Raw genomic sequence first — 16,281 nt, 5'->3', positions numbered from 1 at the left:
GCATCGCCGGTTGTTCCACGCCGCATATTCGCAGTCCGTTTTCAGAAACTGCGCGGCACCCACCATGTCACCAAAGGGAGGAAACCCGACATGAAACTTCGTAATATCCTGGCAACCACAGCCCTGGTCGGCGCCGCGTTCGCCGCCACCACCGCCAGCGCGCAGGACCCGCTGAAGATCGGCGCCGCCGTTTACGGCCTCAACGCCGAGTTCATGCAGCTCTGGGCCAATGCCGCCGAAAACCATCCCTCGGTGAAGGACGGCTCCGTCGACCTGACCATCTTCGACGGCCGCTATGACGCGCTGGTCCAGCAGGAACAGTTCGAAACCATGATCACCCAGGGCTATGACGCCATCGTCTTCGTGCCCATCGACATCGAAGCCGGCGCCACGGCCGTTGAATCTGCCTCCGATGCCGGCATTCCGGTGGTCGGCTCCAACACCCAGGTCAACTCCGATCTCCTGACCTCCTATGTCGGCTCCGACGACGTCGAGGCCGGTTATCTCGAAGCCAAGGCCGTGCTCGATGACATCAGCTGCTCGGGCGATGTCGTCATCATCGAGGGCCCGATCGGCCAGTCCGCGCAGATCCAGCGCGGCGAAGGCAATGAGAAGGCGATCGCCGAATGCGGCGACGGCGTTAACGTTGTCGAGCAGCAGACCGCCAACTGGAGCCGCGCGGAAGCCCAGTCGCTGATGGAAAACTGGCTGACCGCCCATGGCGGCGACATCAAGGGCGTGATCGCGCAGAATGATGAAATGGCTCTTGGCGCGATCGAGGCGATCAAGGCCGCTGGTCTCAACGTCAGCGATTTCTCGATTGCCGGCGTCGATGGCGTGACCGATGCGCTGGAAGCCGTCAAGCGCGGCGACATGCACTCGATCCTGCAGGATGGCCAGGCCCAGGCGCTGGGCGCGATCGATGTTGCGATCAAGGCCGTCAACCCGGACTATGAGCCGACCTCCGGCATCTGGGAGAAATACCCGGAAATGCAGTGGAACAACGGCGAATCCAAGCAGTACAATGTGCCGTGGACGCCGGTAACCGCCGACAATGTCGACGAGCTCCTGAAAGAGCGTCAGTAAAACCGAATACCGCCTGCGGCCGATAGCGGCCGCGGGCGACCCATAGCGGCACGGCCGTAAAAGCAGCCAGAAGAAAGGACGTTTCGATGGCGTCTTCCCCTGAATTTTCACTTGCCGGCAAGGTCGCGGTCATCACCGGCGCGGCATCCGGCATCGGCGCGGCGATTGCCCGGGCGTTTGCTGCCAAGGGCGCGCGCGTCGCCATTCTCGACATGAACCGCGATGCGGCCGACGCCATGGCCGCCGCGCTTGACGGCGCGAAGGCGTTTGCATGCAACGTCACCGACAGCGAAAGCGTTGAAGCGGCGGTTGCCGACGTCAAGGCGGCACTCGGCGAGATCGACATTCTCGTCAATTCGGCGGGCATCGTCGACCTCGCCCCCGCCGAAGAGCTCTCGAAAGCCGCCTGGGACCGCACCATCGCCGTCAACCTGACCGGCACCTATCTGATGTGCCAGGCCGTAGGGCGCGCGATGATCGCTGCCGGCAAGGGCGGGAGGATCGTCAACCTTGCAAGCCAGGCCGGCTCGGTCGCCATCGAAGGCCATGTCGCCTACTGCGCCACCAAATTCGCCGTTATCGGCGTCACCAAGACGCTGGCGCTGGAATGGGGCAAGCACGGCATCACCGCCAATTCGATCTCGCCCACCGTGGTGATGACCGATCTCGGCCGCAAAGCCTGGGAAGGCGAAAAGGGCGAGGCGATGAAGGCCCAGATCCCGAGCGGCCGCTTTGCCGAGCCGGAAGAAATCGCCGCCGCCGCCGTGTTCCTCGCCTCCGACGAGGCAGCGATGATCAACGGCGCCGATCTTCTGGTCGATGGCGGCTACACCGTCCGGTAAATGATGAACGATAAGGTCGCTTCAATGCAGAGATTTATCAACAACCCCGACGATCTTGTCGATGAGACCGTGGCCGGTTTCGTCCGGGCCCACCGCGATCTGGTGCGGCTCGATCCGGCCAATGCGCGCGTGATCGTGTCGCAGGCAGCGCCCGTCTCGGGCAAGGTCGGCATCGTCACCGGCGGCGGTTCGGGCCACGAGCCGGCCTTCATCGGCTATACCGGTCGCAACATGGTGGACGCGGTCGCGGTCGGCGAACTGTTCTCCTCGCCGACTGCCAAGAGTTTTGCCGATGCGATGCGCGCAGCCGATGGCGGCGCCGGCGTCGCGGTGCTTTACGGCAACTACGCCGGCGACAACATGAACGTCAAAATGGCCGCCGGCATGCTCGAGAAAGAGGGCATCGAGGTCGCGACCGTGGTCGCCAATGACGATGTCTGCTCCGCCCCGCTTTCCGAGCGCGAGAAGCGCCGCGGCGTCGCGGGCGAAATCTTCATGTGGAAGATCGGCAGCGCGGTTGCCGCCAAAGGCGGATCGCTCACCGAGGTTCAGGCCGCAGCGCAGAAGGCGATCGACAGCGTGCGCTCCGTCGGCGTCGGGCTTGGCCCGTGCACACTGCCGGCCGTCGGTCATCCGAATTTCCAGATCGAGGCCGGAACCATGGAGGTCGGCATCGGCCACCACGGCGAGCCCGGCACCCGCGTGGAGCCGCTGAAGACCGCCAATGAAGTCGCCGCCGACATGGTCAAGATCGTCATGGATGACCACGACCTGCCGAAGGGCAGCGAAGTGGCCGTCCTGGTCTCCGGCCTGGGCGCGACCCCGGTCAACGAGCTTTACGTGCTCTATGACCGCATGGAACAGGAAATCGAGGCCCGCGGCGCGACCGTCTATCGCGCCTATGTCGGCAATTATTTCACCTCGCTGGAAATGATCGGCGCGACGCTCTCGGTCATGGTTCTGGACGACGAGATGAAGGCGCTGCTGGATATGGAGGCAACCGCGCCCGGCTTCAGCCAGACCGGCAACGCCGCGCCGAAAATCCAGCCAGCCGCCGCGAAGGCCGCCACTACAGCTCAGGTGAAGACAGCGAAGGCCGAGGACGACGCACCCCGCGCGCCCGAGACCATCAACGGCCCTTCGGTGACGAATGCCGGCAATGCGGCGATCGTCGAGGAGATCGCGGCGGTGATCGTCGAGAACAAGGCCTGGCTTTCGGAGATTGACGGCAAGATCGGCGATGGCGACCACGGCATCAACATGGCCAAGGGCTTCGGCCGCGCCGCCGAACGGATCGCCGGCTCGGAAATGACGCTCGACGAGGCGATGACCGTCCTGTCCGATATTCTGATGTCGGAGATCGGCGGCTCGATGGGCCCGCTCTACGGCCTGATGTTCCAGGAAATGGCCTCGTCCATCAAGGGCCGCACCGCCATCGACGCCGATGCGTTTTCGCTCATGCTGAACGCAGGTCTCGAAGGCGTGCGCTCCACCGGTTCGGCCAAGGTTGGCGACAAGACGCTGATCGACACCTTCGTCCCCGCCGTCGAGGCTTTCGACGCGACAAAGGCGGACGGTTTCGCCCCTGCCCTTCAGGCGATGGCGAAGGCCGCGGAAAAGGGCCGAGATTCCACTGTCGATCTGGTTGCCCGCATCGGACGCGCCAGCCGGCTTGGCGAGCGCTCGCGCGGCGTCCTTGATGCCGGAGCAACCTCCTGCTGCATGATCCTGACCGAACTTGGAAACGGGTTCTCCCGCCGCCTTCAGAATTGATGAAGGCGGCGCGGGCGGGCACGGAATCGCTTGTGCTCGCCCGCCTCCTCGCAGCATAATGCGGCCATGATGTATCTCGATTGCCATGCCCTCGCCGATCTGTTTCGCGCCTTCGCGCGCCGGATGAATGACGAACGCGACTATCTGGCCGAGCTCGATGGCGCGATCGGCGATGCCGATCACGGCACAGCCATGGCCGAAGGCTTTTCCGCCGCCGCCGTGGCGCTGACCCACAACGCTTCCGATTACGCCTCGCTCAGGGTCGCGCTGACGCAGGCCGGTCGCTCCTTCCTCAACGCCGTCGGCGCCACCACCGGGCCGCTCTATGCCAGCGGGCTGACCCGCGCCGGCCTTGCCATGCCGGAAGACAAACAGGTGCCGATCGAGCGTCTCGCCGACATCCTGATCTCGATCTCGGAAGGGATCGAGGAACGCGGCAAGGCATCGCCCGGCGACAAGACCATGCTGGATGCCTGGCTGCCCGCCACCCACGCAATCCGCGATGCGAGAGCCGAGGGTGCAACGCTCGCCGAAGTTATGAGCCGCGCCGCCGCTGCTGCCGCAGAAGGGGCCGAAGCCACGCGCGGCATGGTGGCGGCCAAGGGCCGCGCCGCCCGCCTTGGCGCGCGCACAATCGGCCATCTCGATCCCGGAGCCGTTTCCGCCGCCGCGCTGATTGACGCCGCACGCGAATGGGTGTCTGCGGCAGCCGAGCGAGAGACCCTTTGATGGCACGAAAGAGCGGTCCGCGCGCCCTGTCCGCCTCCGAGAGGCAATCCGGCTCCCAACTGCCCCTGCGTTTCGGCGGAGACCCGCTGCTGTGGGCGGCATGGCTTTACTACGAAGAGGGCATGACCCAGGGCGACATTGCCGTTGCCATGGGCATTTCCCGCCCCACCGTGAACGCTTATCTCGCCGATGCCCGCACGCGCGGCATCGTCTCGATCGAGATCGCGCCGGAGAAATTCCGGCAATTGTCGCTCGCCCAGAGCCTCAAGGAGCATTTCGGCCTCGCCGATTGTCTGGTGATCCCCTCAACCGGCGGCGAACGCACACTGACGGAACGGCTGGGGGCTGCGGGCGCGCAGGTGCTGGCGCTGCACGCACAATCCGGCGATACCATCGCCGTGACCTGGGGCCGGACGATGCTGGCGATCGCCAATGCCGTCGAACGGGTCAATCTCAGGGACATGCGCGTGGTTCAGGCGACCGGCGGCACGACCGCCAAGATCCCGTGGACGCCCGAGGCCTGCGCCACGCGGCTGGCCGAGGCGCTGGACGCCCGCTGCATACCACTGTCGTCGCCCGCGATCCTGTCATCCGCTTCCGTCCGCGACGTGCTGTTCGAGGAACCGGTGATCGCCGAACAGCTCGGCGTGTTGGCGGCGGCAAACCGCATCCTGCTCGGCATCTCGTCGCTGAGGGCGGAAAGCACGATCCACACCAGCGGCTTCTTCGACAAGGTGGACGTCAACGAGCACTATCACGCCGCCGTCGGCAGCATTGCCGGCCGGCTTATCAACGCGCGCGGCGAGCCGGTGGCCGGGCCGCTCGACGGGCGCACCGTCGGCATCGAGCTGGCCGCGCTTCGCGCCATTCCGCAGCGGATTGCGGTCGCCGGCGGGATCGACAAGGTGCAGGCGATCCTCGCGGCGCTGCGCGGCGGCTATGTCAGCGTGCTGGTCACCGATGTGGATACCGCCTGGGGCATACTGCGCTCCGAGAACGTCGACATCCGCCCGCAGCGTATGGAAACCGCCAGGGCGCCGCAACTGCCCGAACGGGTGCACACCAAGAAATTCATCAACCGACCGCAGGACGCGGTTGACGAGACGCTGGCGAGCGCGCTTCTGGCGCACCCGGAAATCCTGGCCCCGGTTCCGGGCGCGCCCCGCGCGCTGCGCTCGGTACACGCCCCCCGCCCCGGCAAGGTCGGCCTCGTCATCGGCGGCGGCGCGGGGCATGAGCCGGGCTTTTTCGGTTATGTCGGCCAGGGGCTCGCGGATGCGGTGGTCGTCGGCAATGTGTTCGCCGCGCCGCCGCCTGATCCGATCCTCGCCTCCACCCGCGCTGTTGATGGCGGGGCCGGCGTACTGCACATTTTCGGCAATTTCTCCGGCGATGTGATGAATTTCGAGATCGCCGCCGAAATGGCCGCGGCCGAGGGAATCGCGGTGCAGGCGGTGGTCACCACCGACGACATCGCCTCCTCGCCAAAGGAGATGCGGGCCACGCGGCGCGGGGTCGCCGGCAATGTGTTCATCTTCAAGGTCGCGGGTGCTGCCTGCGAGCGGATGATGCCGCTTGACGCCTGCGTGGCGGTAACGCGGCGGGCCAATGAACGCACCTTCACCATGGGGCTGGCGCTGGAGCCCGGCGCCTCGATCGAAACCCGCCGCCCGACCTTTCAGCTTGGCCCCGACGAGATGGAAATCGGCGTCGGCGTTCATGGCGAGCCCGGCATCGCCCGCGCCGCCATCGGCACCGCCGATCAGGCCGCCGATCTCGTGATCGACCGTCTGCTCGATGAAATGATGCCAAAGGAAGGCGATCGTGTCGCCCTGCTGGTCAATTCGCTCGGCGCGACGCCCGACATGGAACTCTACATCCTGAACGGCCGCATCCGGAAGCGCCTGAAGGCCCACGGGTTGCAGGTCACGCGATCGCTGGTCGGGCGCTACTACACCTCGCTCGACATGGCCGGCGTCTCGATCTCGCTGATGCATCTCGACGACGAACTCGCCGACCTCCTGGATGCGCCCTGTTCTTCGGTTGCACTGTCGCGGCGGTAGGGGCTAATCGAAGGCAGGAAGACGCGCCTACCCTTCCCAAGGCGAAACGAGTTCAATCCCTGTCTCTCGGAAGTCCTTGATGTTGCGCGTGGCAAGCGTGCCGTCATGAACCTTGACGATGGCCGCGATCATGCCGTCCGGGACGGACATCGGCCGACCATGATGCGCCGCCGCGCCCATGATCTCGCCATAGGCAAGCGCCGCGGATTCGGTAAACCCAAATATCCGATCGGCAAAGCGATTGCGCCATGCTGACAACCCCTCCTCAAGCCGATTTGCGCGCTGGTCGGGGTGGATTTTCGCGATTCCGAAAGCGATCTCGGCGATGACCACGGTGGACAGCGCGAGTTCGCCGTCATGACGGACGAGCCAGTCAAGCACGTGGCCGTCAGGTGCATGACGCAGAGTTTCCGAAATCACGTTGGTGTCGAGGAAGATCACAATTCCGGCCCGCCATGAGGTCTGCGGTGGGCGGAAATAATCGCTTCGAGATCAATATCCTCGCCTTCTCCGCCGGCAAGACGCGCGTAGAATTGCCGTGCGGGCTCCCGGCCGGCTTCTCGCTCGGCATAAATCTCAAGCGCGCGCTCGACGATATCGGCAATGGACCGCTTTTCGCGCTGGGCCAGACGATGTGCCAGGTCGCGCGCTCGGGCGCTACGTACCGATAGTTGCGGCTCTGCCATCGTTGCCTCCTTTTGCATGGTCGCCAAACGCGACATACTCGAATGTAGTGAGCAGCAAAGCTGATGGCAAGATGGCAGCGGTCGTCCCGATGGCTAGCTTGATATTGGCCGTTTGGCCCCCTCTGCCGCCTAACAACAATTCCGCATAAATACCATTGACCGCGTTTCGCTTTGATTATACGCTTAATCAATAGCATTCGGGAGGATAGTCTTGACTTTGACCGGGCCGAAGCGCGCGCGGCGCGTGACCCAGAGCGATGTTGCGGCGATGGCGGGGGTTTCCACCGCTGTCGTATCGGCCGTGATTTCGCCGAAGCCCGGCAAGACCATTCGCGTTGGCGAGGAAGCCGAGAAACGCGTTCGCGCGGCTATGGAAGCGCTTGGCTATGCGCCGGATGTCGTGGCCCAGTCGCTCGCGGGCGGACGGCGCAATATCATCGGCGTGTTCACCTATGAGGCGGTCTTTCCCGCGGACCGGAAGAACTTCTTCTATCCTTTTCTGCTTGGCATAGAGCGGGGCGCGATGCGCTCCGGCCAGGACCTGCTGCTGTTCACCTCGTCGACGCTCGAGAAGGGCCGGCGCAGCATCTTCCCCAAGGGCACCAATCGCATGGGCATTGCCGACGGGGCGATCCTTCTGGGCGCGGCGCAGGACAAGGACGATCTGAAGCGGCTCTGCGATATCGGCTTTCCGTTCGTGACCATCGGTCGGCGCGAGGTCGAGGGCGGGCATGTCAGCTGGGTGGCGCCGGATTATAAGAGCGCCGTCAGCGATGTTGTCACCCGTTGCCGCGCGATGGGGCATCGCGCGCTGATGCTGATCGGCGAGCGGGAAGTGCGCGAACAGAATGAAGACCGCGAGCGCGGCTTCCTTGAAAACGGCCATGACGACCTGTCGCTCTCCGTCGAGAGGATTACGCCGGAAGAGATCAACCCTGCATGGATCGATGATCTGCTGAAAAGCGGCATAACTGTGGTCCTTGCCGAAACCTTCGCCCATGCGGTGGCGCTGGAACGTCAGCTTGCCGCGCGCGGCCTGTCAATTCCAGACAACATCTCCGTCGTCGCCCTCGCCGCCCCGTTGTTCGACGAGGCCGAGGGCGAGCGCTGGACCCGCATCTCCATCCCCAGGGAGGAAATGGGGGAGCGGGCCGTCGAGACCCTGATCGCGAAAATCCGCGAGCCCGGGAAAGTGCCCGAGAATATCATGCAGCCGCTTGGCTATGTGCCGGGCGAAACGCTGAAAGCAATCTGAATCTGATCTGAAACGGGAGGTTTAAGAGATCATGTCGACCCAAATGATTAAGCGTTTAATCATCGCAACAGCCCTTACCGGCACGCTCGCTTCGGCGGCGGCGGCCGAGGAGCTTCGGTTCACCGTGTGGACCGGCAGCGAGGCGCATCTCGCCATGCTGAACGGCATTGCCGAGAGCTTTGCCGAAACCCACCCGGACGTCACGGTGCAGTTCGACACCATTCCGTTCGGCGATTATGTGCAGAAGCTGACGCTCCAGCTTGCCGGCGGCAATCCGCCCGATCTCGGCTGGCTGCTGGAAAGCTCGGCGCCCGCCTTCGTCAATGCCGGCGTGCTCGAGGATGTTTCCGACACGCTGACGGCGGCCGATGATTACAATTACGCCGATTTCTCCGAGCCGGCGATGGGCCTGTGGACCAAGGGCGATGCGGTTTACGGCATCCCCTTCTCCACCTCGCCCTTCCTGATCTACTTCAACAAGACGCTTTATGACGAGGCCGGCCTGGAAACGCCTGCCGAGCGCGCGGCGGACGGCACCTGGACCTGGGAACAGCTTAAATCCGACGCGGCCGCGCTGCGCAACGCCGATGCCGGCGTCTGGGGCTATGAGACCGTCGATGGTCAGGGCTATGGCGCCCGCGTGATGCACAATCTGATGCCGATCGTGCGCGCCTATGGCGGCGAGGCCTGGAGCGACGGTTCCTGCACGCTCGACAGCCCGGAAGCAGCCGAAGCCGTGCAGCTCTTCCACGACATGGTCTATGCCGATCAGTCGACCGTGCCGCCCGGCGAGCAGGGCGATTTCTTCTCCGGCAATGCGGGCCTGACCATGACGCAGATTTCGCGCGTCACCAAACTGGCGGATGTCGGGTTCGACTGGGGGATCGCGCCCCTGCCCTCCGGTCCCGCGGGTGAGGCTTCGACCGTCGGCCAGGCCGCCGTCGTCGCCTTCGCGCAGGGCAAGAACAAGGAGGTCGCGGCCGAATTCCTGGCGCATATGACCTCGGCGGAAAACGTCGCCAAGATGGCCGAGTTCTTCCCGCCGGCGCGCATCAGCGTTCTGGAAAGCGACGCCTTCCTCTCCAGCAACCCTGCCGTGACGCCGGAGCAGATGGAAATCGTGGCCGCCGGGATCGAGGGCGGTTCGGTGCTGCCAAGCCATGAGCGCTACCCGCAGATCGAGGCAGCATCGCGGCCCGACTTCGATGCGCTGTGGGCAGCCGACGCCGATGTGCCCGCCGTGCTTGCCAGGCTCTGCGACGATATCGACCCGCTGCTGAAGTAAACGAGGTTTTCCGGCGGCCTTCCCTACGGCCGCCGGAAACCAAAAACATTCGAAATTCGCCCGCATAAAGGAAGCGATGATGTCCGCTCTCCGTTCCGGACTGACACTGAAGACGCGTGAGGCGATCGCCGGCTGGCTGTTCGTCAGCCCGATTCTGACCGGGTTCGCCATCTTCTTCGTCGGCCCGCTGATCGCCGTGTTCTATTATTCCACCACGGAGTGGAACCTGTTGTCGCAGCAATCCAGCTTCGTCGGCATGGAAAATTACGTCGACGCGCTGACCCGCAACGATACGTTCTGGCACGTGCTCGGCAATTCGCTGGTGTTTGCTGCGGGCCTCGTTCCGCTCAACATGGCGCTGGCGCTCGGGCTTGCGATCGCGCTGTCGCGACCCTTCCGGGGCGTGGTCGTCTTCCGCACGCTGTTCTTCGCGCCCGTCATTACATCTGCCGTGGCGTGGGCGATCATCTGGACCTTTCTGCTCCAGCATGAAAGCGGCGCGGTCAATCAGGCGCTGTCTGTCGTCGGCATTGACGGGCCGAACTGGCTGCACGAGCCGCGCTGGGCCATGGCCTCGGTGATCGTCACCCGCGTTCTGAAGACCGTGGGCCTCAACATGATCCTCTATATCGCGGCACTCCAGGCGATCCCGCGCGACTATGAGGAAGCGGCACGGCTGGAGGGCGCCAATGGCTGGGACATCTTCCGCCGCATCACATGGCCGCTTCTGGCGCCAACGACGCTGGTGATCATGGTGATCACGGTGGTCGGTTCGCTGAAGGTGTTCGACCATATCTATCTGATGACCGGCGGCGGGCCGCAGAACGCCACCCTCGTGCTCGCCTTCTACATCTATGAGCAGGGCTTCAAGTTCTTCAACACCGGCTATGCCTCGGCGCTCGCCGTGGTGCTGTTCGTGCTGATCCTGGCGCTCACCATCCTGCAGATGCTTTTGAAAACGGTGCGCAAATGAACTACCGCCTGCAACAGAAGATCACCCGCATCTGCTGGGTCTTCGGGCTTTCAGCGCTCGCCATCCCCTTCGTGTTCCCCTTCATCTGGATGCTGTCGGGCGCGCTCAAGGGTCAGGCGGACGTGTTCTCCTCGGCGTCGCTGATCCCGGCCACCATCCACTGGTCGAACTTTTCCGAGGTCTTCGCCTATCAGCCCTTTGCCCGGCAATATTTCAACTCGCTCTATATCGCCGTCATCGTCACCGGGCTGACGCTGTTCCTGTCCTCGATGGCCGGCTATGCGCTGGCGCGGCTGCGCTTTGCCGGAAGCGCGCTGGTGCTGCTGCTGTTGATCTCGGCGCTGATGATGCCGGAGGAGGTCACCATCGTTCCGAACTTCTTCCTGATGAAGAATCTCGGCCTGATGAACACCCATATGCCGCTGATCCTGCTGCCGCTCTTCGGCTCGCAGGGCGTGATGGCGACCTTCCTGATGCGCCAGTATTTCCTGGCCCTGCCGAAGGAGCTGGAGGAGGCCGGCCGCATGGACGGGCTGACCCGCTTCGGCGTCTATTTCAAGGTGGCGCTGCCGCTGTCGAAGCCGGCGCTTGCGGCCGTCGGCATCATCACCTTCCTGTTTTCGTGGAACCTGTTTCTGGAGCCGCTGGTGTTCGTCAACGACATCAAGCTGTTCACCCTGCCGCTGGCGCTTGCCAATTTCACCGACACCTACGGCCTACCGCTCTGGCACCTGCAGCTTGCGGCGACCGCGCTGGCCGTCATTCCCATGCTCATCGTCTACATTCTGGCCCAGCGCCAGATCGTTGAAAGTTTCGCCTTGTCTGGCGTGAAAGGATAACAAAATGAAGGAACTCACCAGCGACATCGTCATCATCGGCGGCGGTCTGGGCGGGGTCGCGGCAGCGCTTTCGGCGCTGAAGCTCGGCCGCAGCGTCATCCTGACCGAGGAATTCAAATGGCTCGGCGGCCAGTTGACGACGCAGGCCGTGCCGCCGGATGAAAATCCGTGGATCGAGAAGGAGGGCTCGACAGCGAGCTACCGTGCGCTTCGCCGGAACATTCGTGACTATTACCGCGACAACTATCCGCTCACCGACGAGGCCCGCAACGACGCCAACCTGAACCCCGGCAGCGGCAATGTCTCTCCTCTGTGCGCCGAGCCGCGCGCCGGCGTGGCGGCGATCGAGGCCCTGCTTGCGCCGTGGTACGCGACCGGCCGGCTGACGGTTCTCATGAACGCCAAACCGATCGCCGCCGAGACCGATGGCGACCGCTTCACGGCCGTCACCGTGCGCTCTGCCGAGCATGGCGAGATGGTGCTGACCGGTCGCTATTTCATCGACGCCACCGAACTTGGCGATCTTCTGGAACTCGGCAATGTCGAGCACGTCATCGGCGCAGAGAGCCAGGCGCAGACCGGCGAGCCGGCAGCCCTTCCCGGCGAGGCCGACCCCAATGACCAGCAGGCGGTGAGCTGGTGCTTCGCCATGAGCTATCACCCGGACGAGGACCACACCATCGAGCGCCCGCGCGACTACGATATCTGGCGCGATTTCAAGCTCGATTTCTGGCCCGATCGCCAGCTTTCCTTCATTGGCCCCAATCCGGTGACGCTGGAGCCCGACAACCGCCCGCTGTTCGTCGGCGACAGCGACGTCAAGTTCGCGCCGGACAACTGGCACTACCGGCGGATATTCTATCGCAAGAACCATGTCGGCGACCGCTACCCCTCCGATATCTGCCTCGTGAACTGGCCGCAGATCGACTATTGCGGCGGCCCCATCGTTGGCGTTTCGCCCGAGGAGGCGGAGAAGCATCTGGAAGGCGCGCGCCAGCTCTCGCTCTCCATGCTCTACTGGATGCAGACCGAAGCGCCGCGCCACGATGGCGGCTATGGCTATCGCGGCCTGAAGCCGGCCGGAAGCGTGATGGGCACGCTCGACGGCCTGACGGTTGCCCCCTATATCCGCGAAAGCCGCCGCATCAAGGCGCTGTTCACGGTCACCGAAAACCATGTCGGGATCGATGCCCGCGAAGGGCTGAAGGGCGCCGAGCAGTTCTTCGACAGCGTCGGCGTCGGTTCCTACCGAATCGATCTTCACCCCTCCACCGCGCCGCGCAATTATGTCGACATCGCCAACTGGCCGTTCCAGATTCCGCTGGGCAGCCTGATCCCGGAGCGGGTGGAAAACATGCTGCCGGCCTGCAAGAATATCGGCACCACCCATCTGACCAATGGCTGCTACCGACTTCATCCGGTGGAGTGGAATATCGGCGAAAGCGTCGGCGCGCTTGCCGCCTATTGCCTCGACAACGACATCTCGCCGCGCGGCGTGCGCGAGACGCCGGAGCGGCTTGCGGATTTCCAGAGCCTGCTTAAAAGCCGCTTCGAGGTGCCGCTCGCATGGCCGCAGCACATCCGCGAAACGCCGCGGCTCGAACTGTTCGGACGCGTGGAGTGAAGACATGGCCAAGCTTGAACTGAAGGGCGTCAGAAAGTCCTATGGCGCGGCGGAAATCATCAAGGGCATCGATCTTGCGGTCGAGGACGGCGAGTTCTGTGTCTTCGTCGGCCCGTCCGGCTGCGGCAAGTCTACGCTGCTGAGAATGATCGCCGGCCTTGAGGACATCACCGGCGGCACGCTGGAGATCGGCGGGAAACGGATGAACGACATCGCGCCGGCCAAGCGCGGCGTGGCGATGGTTTTCCAGTCCTACGCGCTCTATCCGCATCTGACCGTGCGCGAAAACATCGCCTTCGGCCTGAAGGTGCGCAAGACGCCGGCCGCCGAGATCGACAGGCTGGTGGAAGAGGCCGTCGCCACCTTGCAGCTCGACAAGCTCACCGAACGCTATCCGCGCGAACTCTCCGGCGGCCAACGCCAGCGTGTGGCGATCGGCCGCGCGATCGTCGGCCAGCCGGAAACCTTCCTGTTTGACGAGCCGCTCTCCAACCTCGATGCCGAGCTTCGGGTGCATATGCGCACCCAGATTTCCGAGCTGCACGCGCGGCTGAAGCGGACGATGATCTATGTGACCCACGACCAGGTCGAGGCGATGACGCTTGCCGACAAGATCGTGCTTCTGCGCGACGGGCGGATCGAGCAGGTCGGCAGCCCCGAGGACCTTTATGAGCGTCCGGCGAACCTGTTCGCCGCCCAGTTCATCGGCGCGCCGAAGATGAACATCTTCGAGCTGACGCCGGCGTTCGAAACCCTTCGCGCCGCGAGCGGGCTTCCGCCCGAGACCCGCTATTGCGGCATCCGGCCGGACAGCTTCGAGATCATGTCGGAGAATCAGGGCGCCATCGCCGCGAAGGTCAGGCTGACGGAATATCTCGGCAATGCGCGGCTGGTCCACGCCGATGTTGACGGCCACGGGCCGATCATTCTGGAACAGCCGGCAGGCCGCGAACTTGCCGCCGGAACCACGATCCACCTCGCCGCCGCCCCTGCGCATTGCCATGCATTCGACGAGGCGGGAAACCGTCTCGCGCCCGCGCGGTAGCCCTCAGCCGGTTGTCATCCGCTTCAATATCCCGGTCCGCCAGTAGAACTGGTGGACCGCGACGGCGGCGATATGGGTGATGATCAGGAACCACATCACGAGCTTCATCTGATTGGCATGCGCCAACGCGGCTGCGCCGCTGTCGAAATAATAGCCGGCGATGCCGGCAAGCGGCATCACGATGAACATCAGATAAAACGTCCAGTGCGCCACCTTCGACAACAGGCGGAAGATCGCCGGCTCACCCGCAGGCTCCGGCGGCACGCCCTGAATGAAGCGCAGCGCCAGCCGGATCAATGCGAGAACGAGTACCGTGATCCCGACATAGGCGTGGATGTCGGCCGAGAGCTGAACATCGTCCGGAACGGGCTTGTTGCCGTAATACAGAACGCCCCAGCGGACCAAATCATCGGAGAAGAGCAGGTTGAACAGGATCAGCAACGCCATGATCCAGTGCAGGGCGCGCTGCGAGCGCGAAAAGGAAACCGGAGTCGGACGCACAGGATTTACCCCTCTTATCAAGAGCTTGTTCGGATAAACCATGAAACGAAAATGCGGCCCGCAAAGCAAGCCGCACTTTCAAAGGTGACATCTTTTTCATGAAAACGGCGTCAGCCGCCTCACATGTGGATGGGCTTGAAGAACGCGCCGAGGGCTGCCTCCTTCACCGCTTCCGACATGGTCGGGTGCGCATGGCAGGTGCGGCCGAGATCTTCCGCCGAGCCGCCGAATTCCATCAGCACCGCCGCCTCGTGGATCATCTCGCCCGCGCCGAAGCCGACAATGTGGACGCCGAGCACGCGGTCGGTCTCCTTGTCGGCGAGCACCTTGACGAAACCATCGGTCGTTTCCATCGCGCGGGCACGGCCATTGGCCATGAACGGGAACTTGCCGATGGTGTAGGCGACGCCGTCCTTCTTCAGTTCTTCCTCGGTCTTGCCGACGGAGGCGACTTCCGGCTGGGTGTAGACCACGCTCGGGATCACGTCGTAATTGACATGGCCGGCCTGGCCGGCGAGGATTTCGGCGAGCGCCACGCCCTCATCCTCGGCCTTGTGGGCGAGCATCAGGCCCTTCACCACATCGCCGATCGCATAGATGCCGTCGACATTGGTCTTGAAGTGGCTGTCGATTTCCACGCGGCCGCGATCGTCGAGCTTCACGCCGGCCTCTTCCAGGCCGAGGCCCTCGGTATAGGGCTTGCGGCCGGTGGAGATCAGAACGATATCGGCTTCGATGGTTTCGGCATCGCCGCCCTTGACCGGCTCGAAGGTCACCTTGGCGCCGTTTTTGCCCTTCTCGACGGCGGTAACCTTGGCGGAAAGCTTGAAGTCGAGCCCCTGCTTGGCGAGCATCTTCTGGAACTGCTTGGAGGCCTCGCCATCCATGGGGCCAAGGATCTTGTCGAGGAATTCGACCACCGTGACCTTGGCGCCCAGGCGCGACCAGACCGAGCCGAGCTCCAGCCCGATGACGCCGCCGCCGACCACGATCATCTTCTCCGGCACCTTCTTGAGCGCGATACCGCCGGTGGAAGACACGATGGTCTCCTCATCGATCTCGACATCAACGCCCGGAATGCCCGCGACATCGGAGCCGGTGGCGATCACGATGTTCTTGGCCTCAAGCTCCTCGGTGGAGCCGTCTTCCTTGGTCACCTGCACCTTGCCGGGCGCGAGGATCTTGCCGGTGCCCTGGAAGCCGTCGATCTTGTTCTTCTTGAACAGGAAGGCGACGCCCTCGACATTCGACTTCACCACCGCATCCTTGTGGCCCATCAGCTTTTCATGGTCGAGTTCCACGCCCGATAGCTTCACGCCGAGGCTTTCCATGCCATGGGCGGCATGGGCGTAAAATTCGGAGGCATGCAGCAGCGCCTTGGAGGGGATGCAGCCGATATTGAGGCAGGTGCCGCCATAGGTGGCGCGCTTTTCGACGACGGCGACCTTCATGCCGAGCTGCGACGCCTTGACCGCGCAGACATAGCCGCCGGGGCCGGAACCGATTACGATGAGATCATAGGACATCTGATTTCCTTCTCTTTATTGAGGTCATCGCCGATGCGAAGGATGGGCGCTGCA

The 16,281-nt window shown here is 63.9% G+C and carries 15 protein-coding genes; 11 read left to right on the top strand and 4 right to left on the bottom strand.

Annotated elements, in window-relative coordinates; all coding sequences use genetic code 11:
- Positions 1-90 precede the first annotated feature (90 nt).
- The 5 genes from V6766_RS01645 (at position 91) to V6766_RS01625 (ending at position 6,493) form a co-directional block, all read left to right on the top strand.
- A complete protein-coding gene (locus V6766_RS01645) occupies positions 91-1,086 on the top strand; it encodes a substrate-binding domain-containing protein (RefSeq protein ID WP_448462974.1) in 996 nt (331 codons plus the stop codon).
- A gap of 86 nt (positions 1,087-1,172) precedes the next feature.
- The gene (locus V6766_RS01640; protein ID WP_448462972.1) at positions 1,173-1,928 is read left to right on the top strand and encodes a GolD/DthD family dehydrogenase; all 756 of its coding nucleotides are present in this window, start codon (positions 1,173-1,175) and stop codon (positions 1,926-1,928) included.
- Between the two features lie 24 nt (positions 1,929-1,952).
- Positions 1,953-3,701: a dihydroxyacetone kinase subunit DhaL gene (gene dhaL, locus V6766_RS01635; RefSeq protein ID WP_448462970.1), complete on the top strand. Its 1,749-nt coding sequence runs from the start codon at positions 1,953-1,955 to the stop codon at positions 3,699-3,701.
- Between the two features lie 66 nt (positions 3,702-3,767).
- Positions 3,768-4,430 carry a dihydroxyacetone kinase subunit DhaL gene (gene dhaL / locus V6766_RS01630; protein WP_448462968.1) on the top strand — a complete coding sequence of 221 codons (663 nt, stop codon included), beginning with the start codon at positions 3,768-3,770 and terminating at the stop codon, positions 4,428-4,430.
- Entirely contained in the window at positions 4,430-6,493 is a 2,064-nt protein-coding gene (locus V6766_RS01625; RefSeq protein ID WP_448462966.1) for a bifunctional sugar-binding transcriptional regulator/dihydroxyacetone kinase subunit DhaK, read from the top strand. Before dhaL (V6766_RS01630) ends, V6766_RS01625 begins: the two co-directional genes overlap by 1 nt.
- 27 nt (positions 6,494-6,520) lie before the next feature.
- Here V6766_RS01625 and V6766_RS01620 read toward each other — a convergent pair whose 3' ends face one another.
- Complete coding sequence (locus V6766_RS01620; protein ID WP_448462964.1) at positions 6,521-6,934, bottom strand: PIN domain-containing protein; 414 nt, start codon at positions 6,932-6,934, stop codon at positions 6,521-6,523.
- Complete coding sequence (locus V6766_RS01615) at positions 6,931-7,179, bottom strand: type II toxin-antitoxin system VapB family antitoxin (RefSeq protein WP_448462962.1); 249 nt, start codon at positions 7,177-7,179, stop codon at positions 6,931-6,933. Before V6766_RS01615 ends, V6766_RS01620 begins: the two co-directional genes overlap by 4 nt.
- A 211-nt stretch (positions 7,180-7,390) precedes the next feature.
- Between V6766_RS01615 and V6766_RS01610 the strand changes: the two genes are divergently transcribed.
- The 6 genes from V6766_RS01610 to V6766_RS01585 all read left to right on the top strand — a co-directional run bounded on the left by V6766_RS01610 (position 7,391) and on the right by V6766_RS01585 (position 14,200).
- A complete protein-coding gene (locus tag V6766_RS01610) occupies positions 7,391-8,434 on the top strand; it encodes a LacI family DNA-binding transcriptional regulator (protein WP_448462960.1) in 1,044 nt (347 codons plus the stop codon).
- A gap of 43 nt (positions 8,435-8,477) precedes the next feature.
- Positions 8,478-9,719 (top strand): ABC transporter substrate-binding protein, encoded by a 1,242-nt coding sequence (locus tag V6766_RS01605; protein WP_448462958.1) that lies wholly within the window; start codon positions 8,478-8,480, stop codon positions 9,717-9,719.
- Between the two features lie 76 nt (positions 9,720-9,795).
- Positions 9,796-10,692, top strand: a complete 897-nt coding sequence (locus V6766_RS01600) for a carbohydrate ABC transporter permease (RefSeq protein WP_448462956.1) — start codon at positions 9,796-9,798, stop codon at positions 10,690-10,692.
- On the top strand, positions 10,689-11,531 hold the full coding sequence (locus tag V6766_RS01595; RefSeq protein WP_448462954.1) for a carbohydrate ABC transporter permease: 843 nt from the start codon (positions 10,689-10,691) through the stop codon (positions 11,529-11,531). The genes V6766_RS01600 and V6766_RS01595 overlap by 4 nt, the downstream gene beginning before the upstream one ends.
- Before the next feature lie 4 nt (positions 11,532-11,535).
- Positions 11,536-13,155 (top strand): FAD-dependent oxidoreductase, encoded by a 1,620-nt coding sequence (locus V6766_RS01590; RefSeq protein ID WP_448462952.1) that lies wholly within the window; start codon positions 11,536-11,538, stop codon positions 13,153-13,155.
- A gap of 4 nt (positions 13,156-13,159) precedes the next feature.
- Positions 13,160-14,200 carry an ABC transporter ATP-binding protein gene (locus V6766_RS01585; protein WP_448462950.1) on the top strand — a complete coding sequence of 347 codons (1,041 nt, stop codon included), beginning with the start codon at positions 13,160-13,162 and terminating at the stop codon, positions 14,198-14,200.
- Between the two features lie 3 nt (positions 14,201-14,203).
- On the opposite strand, the gene V6766_RS01580 is transcribed toward V6766_RS01585, so the two are convergent.
- On the bottom strand, positions 14,204-14,701 hold the full coding sequence (locus V6766_RS01580; RefSeq protein ID WP_448462948.1) for a cytochrome b: 498 nt from the start codon (positions 14,699-14,701) through the stop codon (positions 14,204-14,206).
- 119 nt (positions 14,702-14,820) lie between these two features.
- Positions 14,821-16,227 carry a dihydrolipoyl dehydrogenase gene (gene lpdA, locus V6766_RS01575; RefSeq protein ID WP_448462946.1) on the bottom strand — a complete coding sequence of 469 codons (1,407 nt, stop codon included), beginning with the start codon at positions 16,225-16,227 and terminating at the stop codon, positions 14,821-14,823.
- Between the last annotated feature and the right edge of the window lie 54 nt (positions 16,228-16,281).

It is taken from the genome of Martelella sp. AMO21009 (genome assembly GCF_053484295.1).
This window is presented reverse-complemented; position numbering and strand designations above follow the sequence as displayed.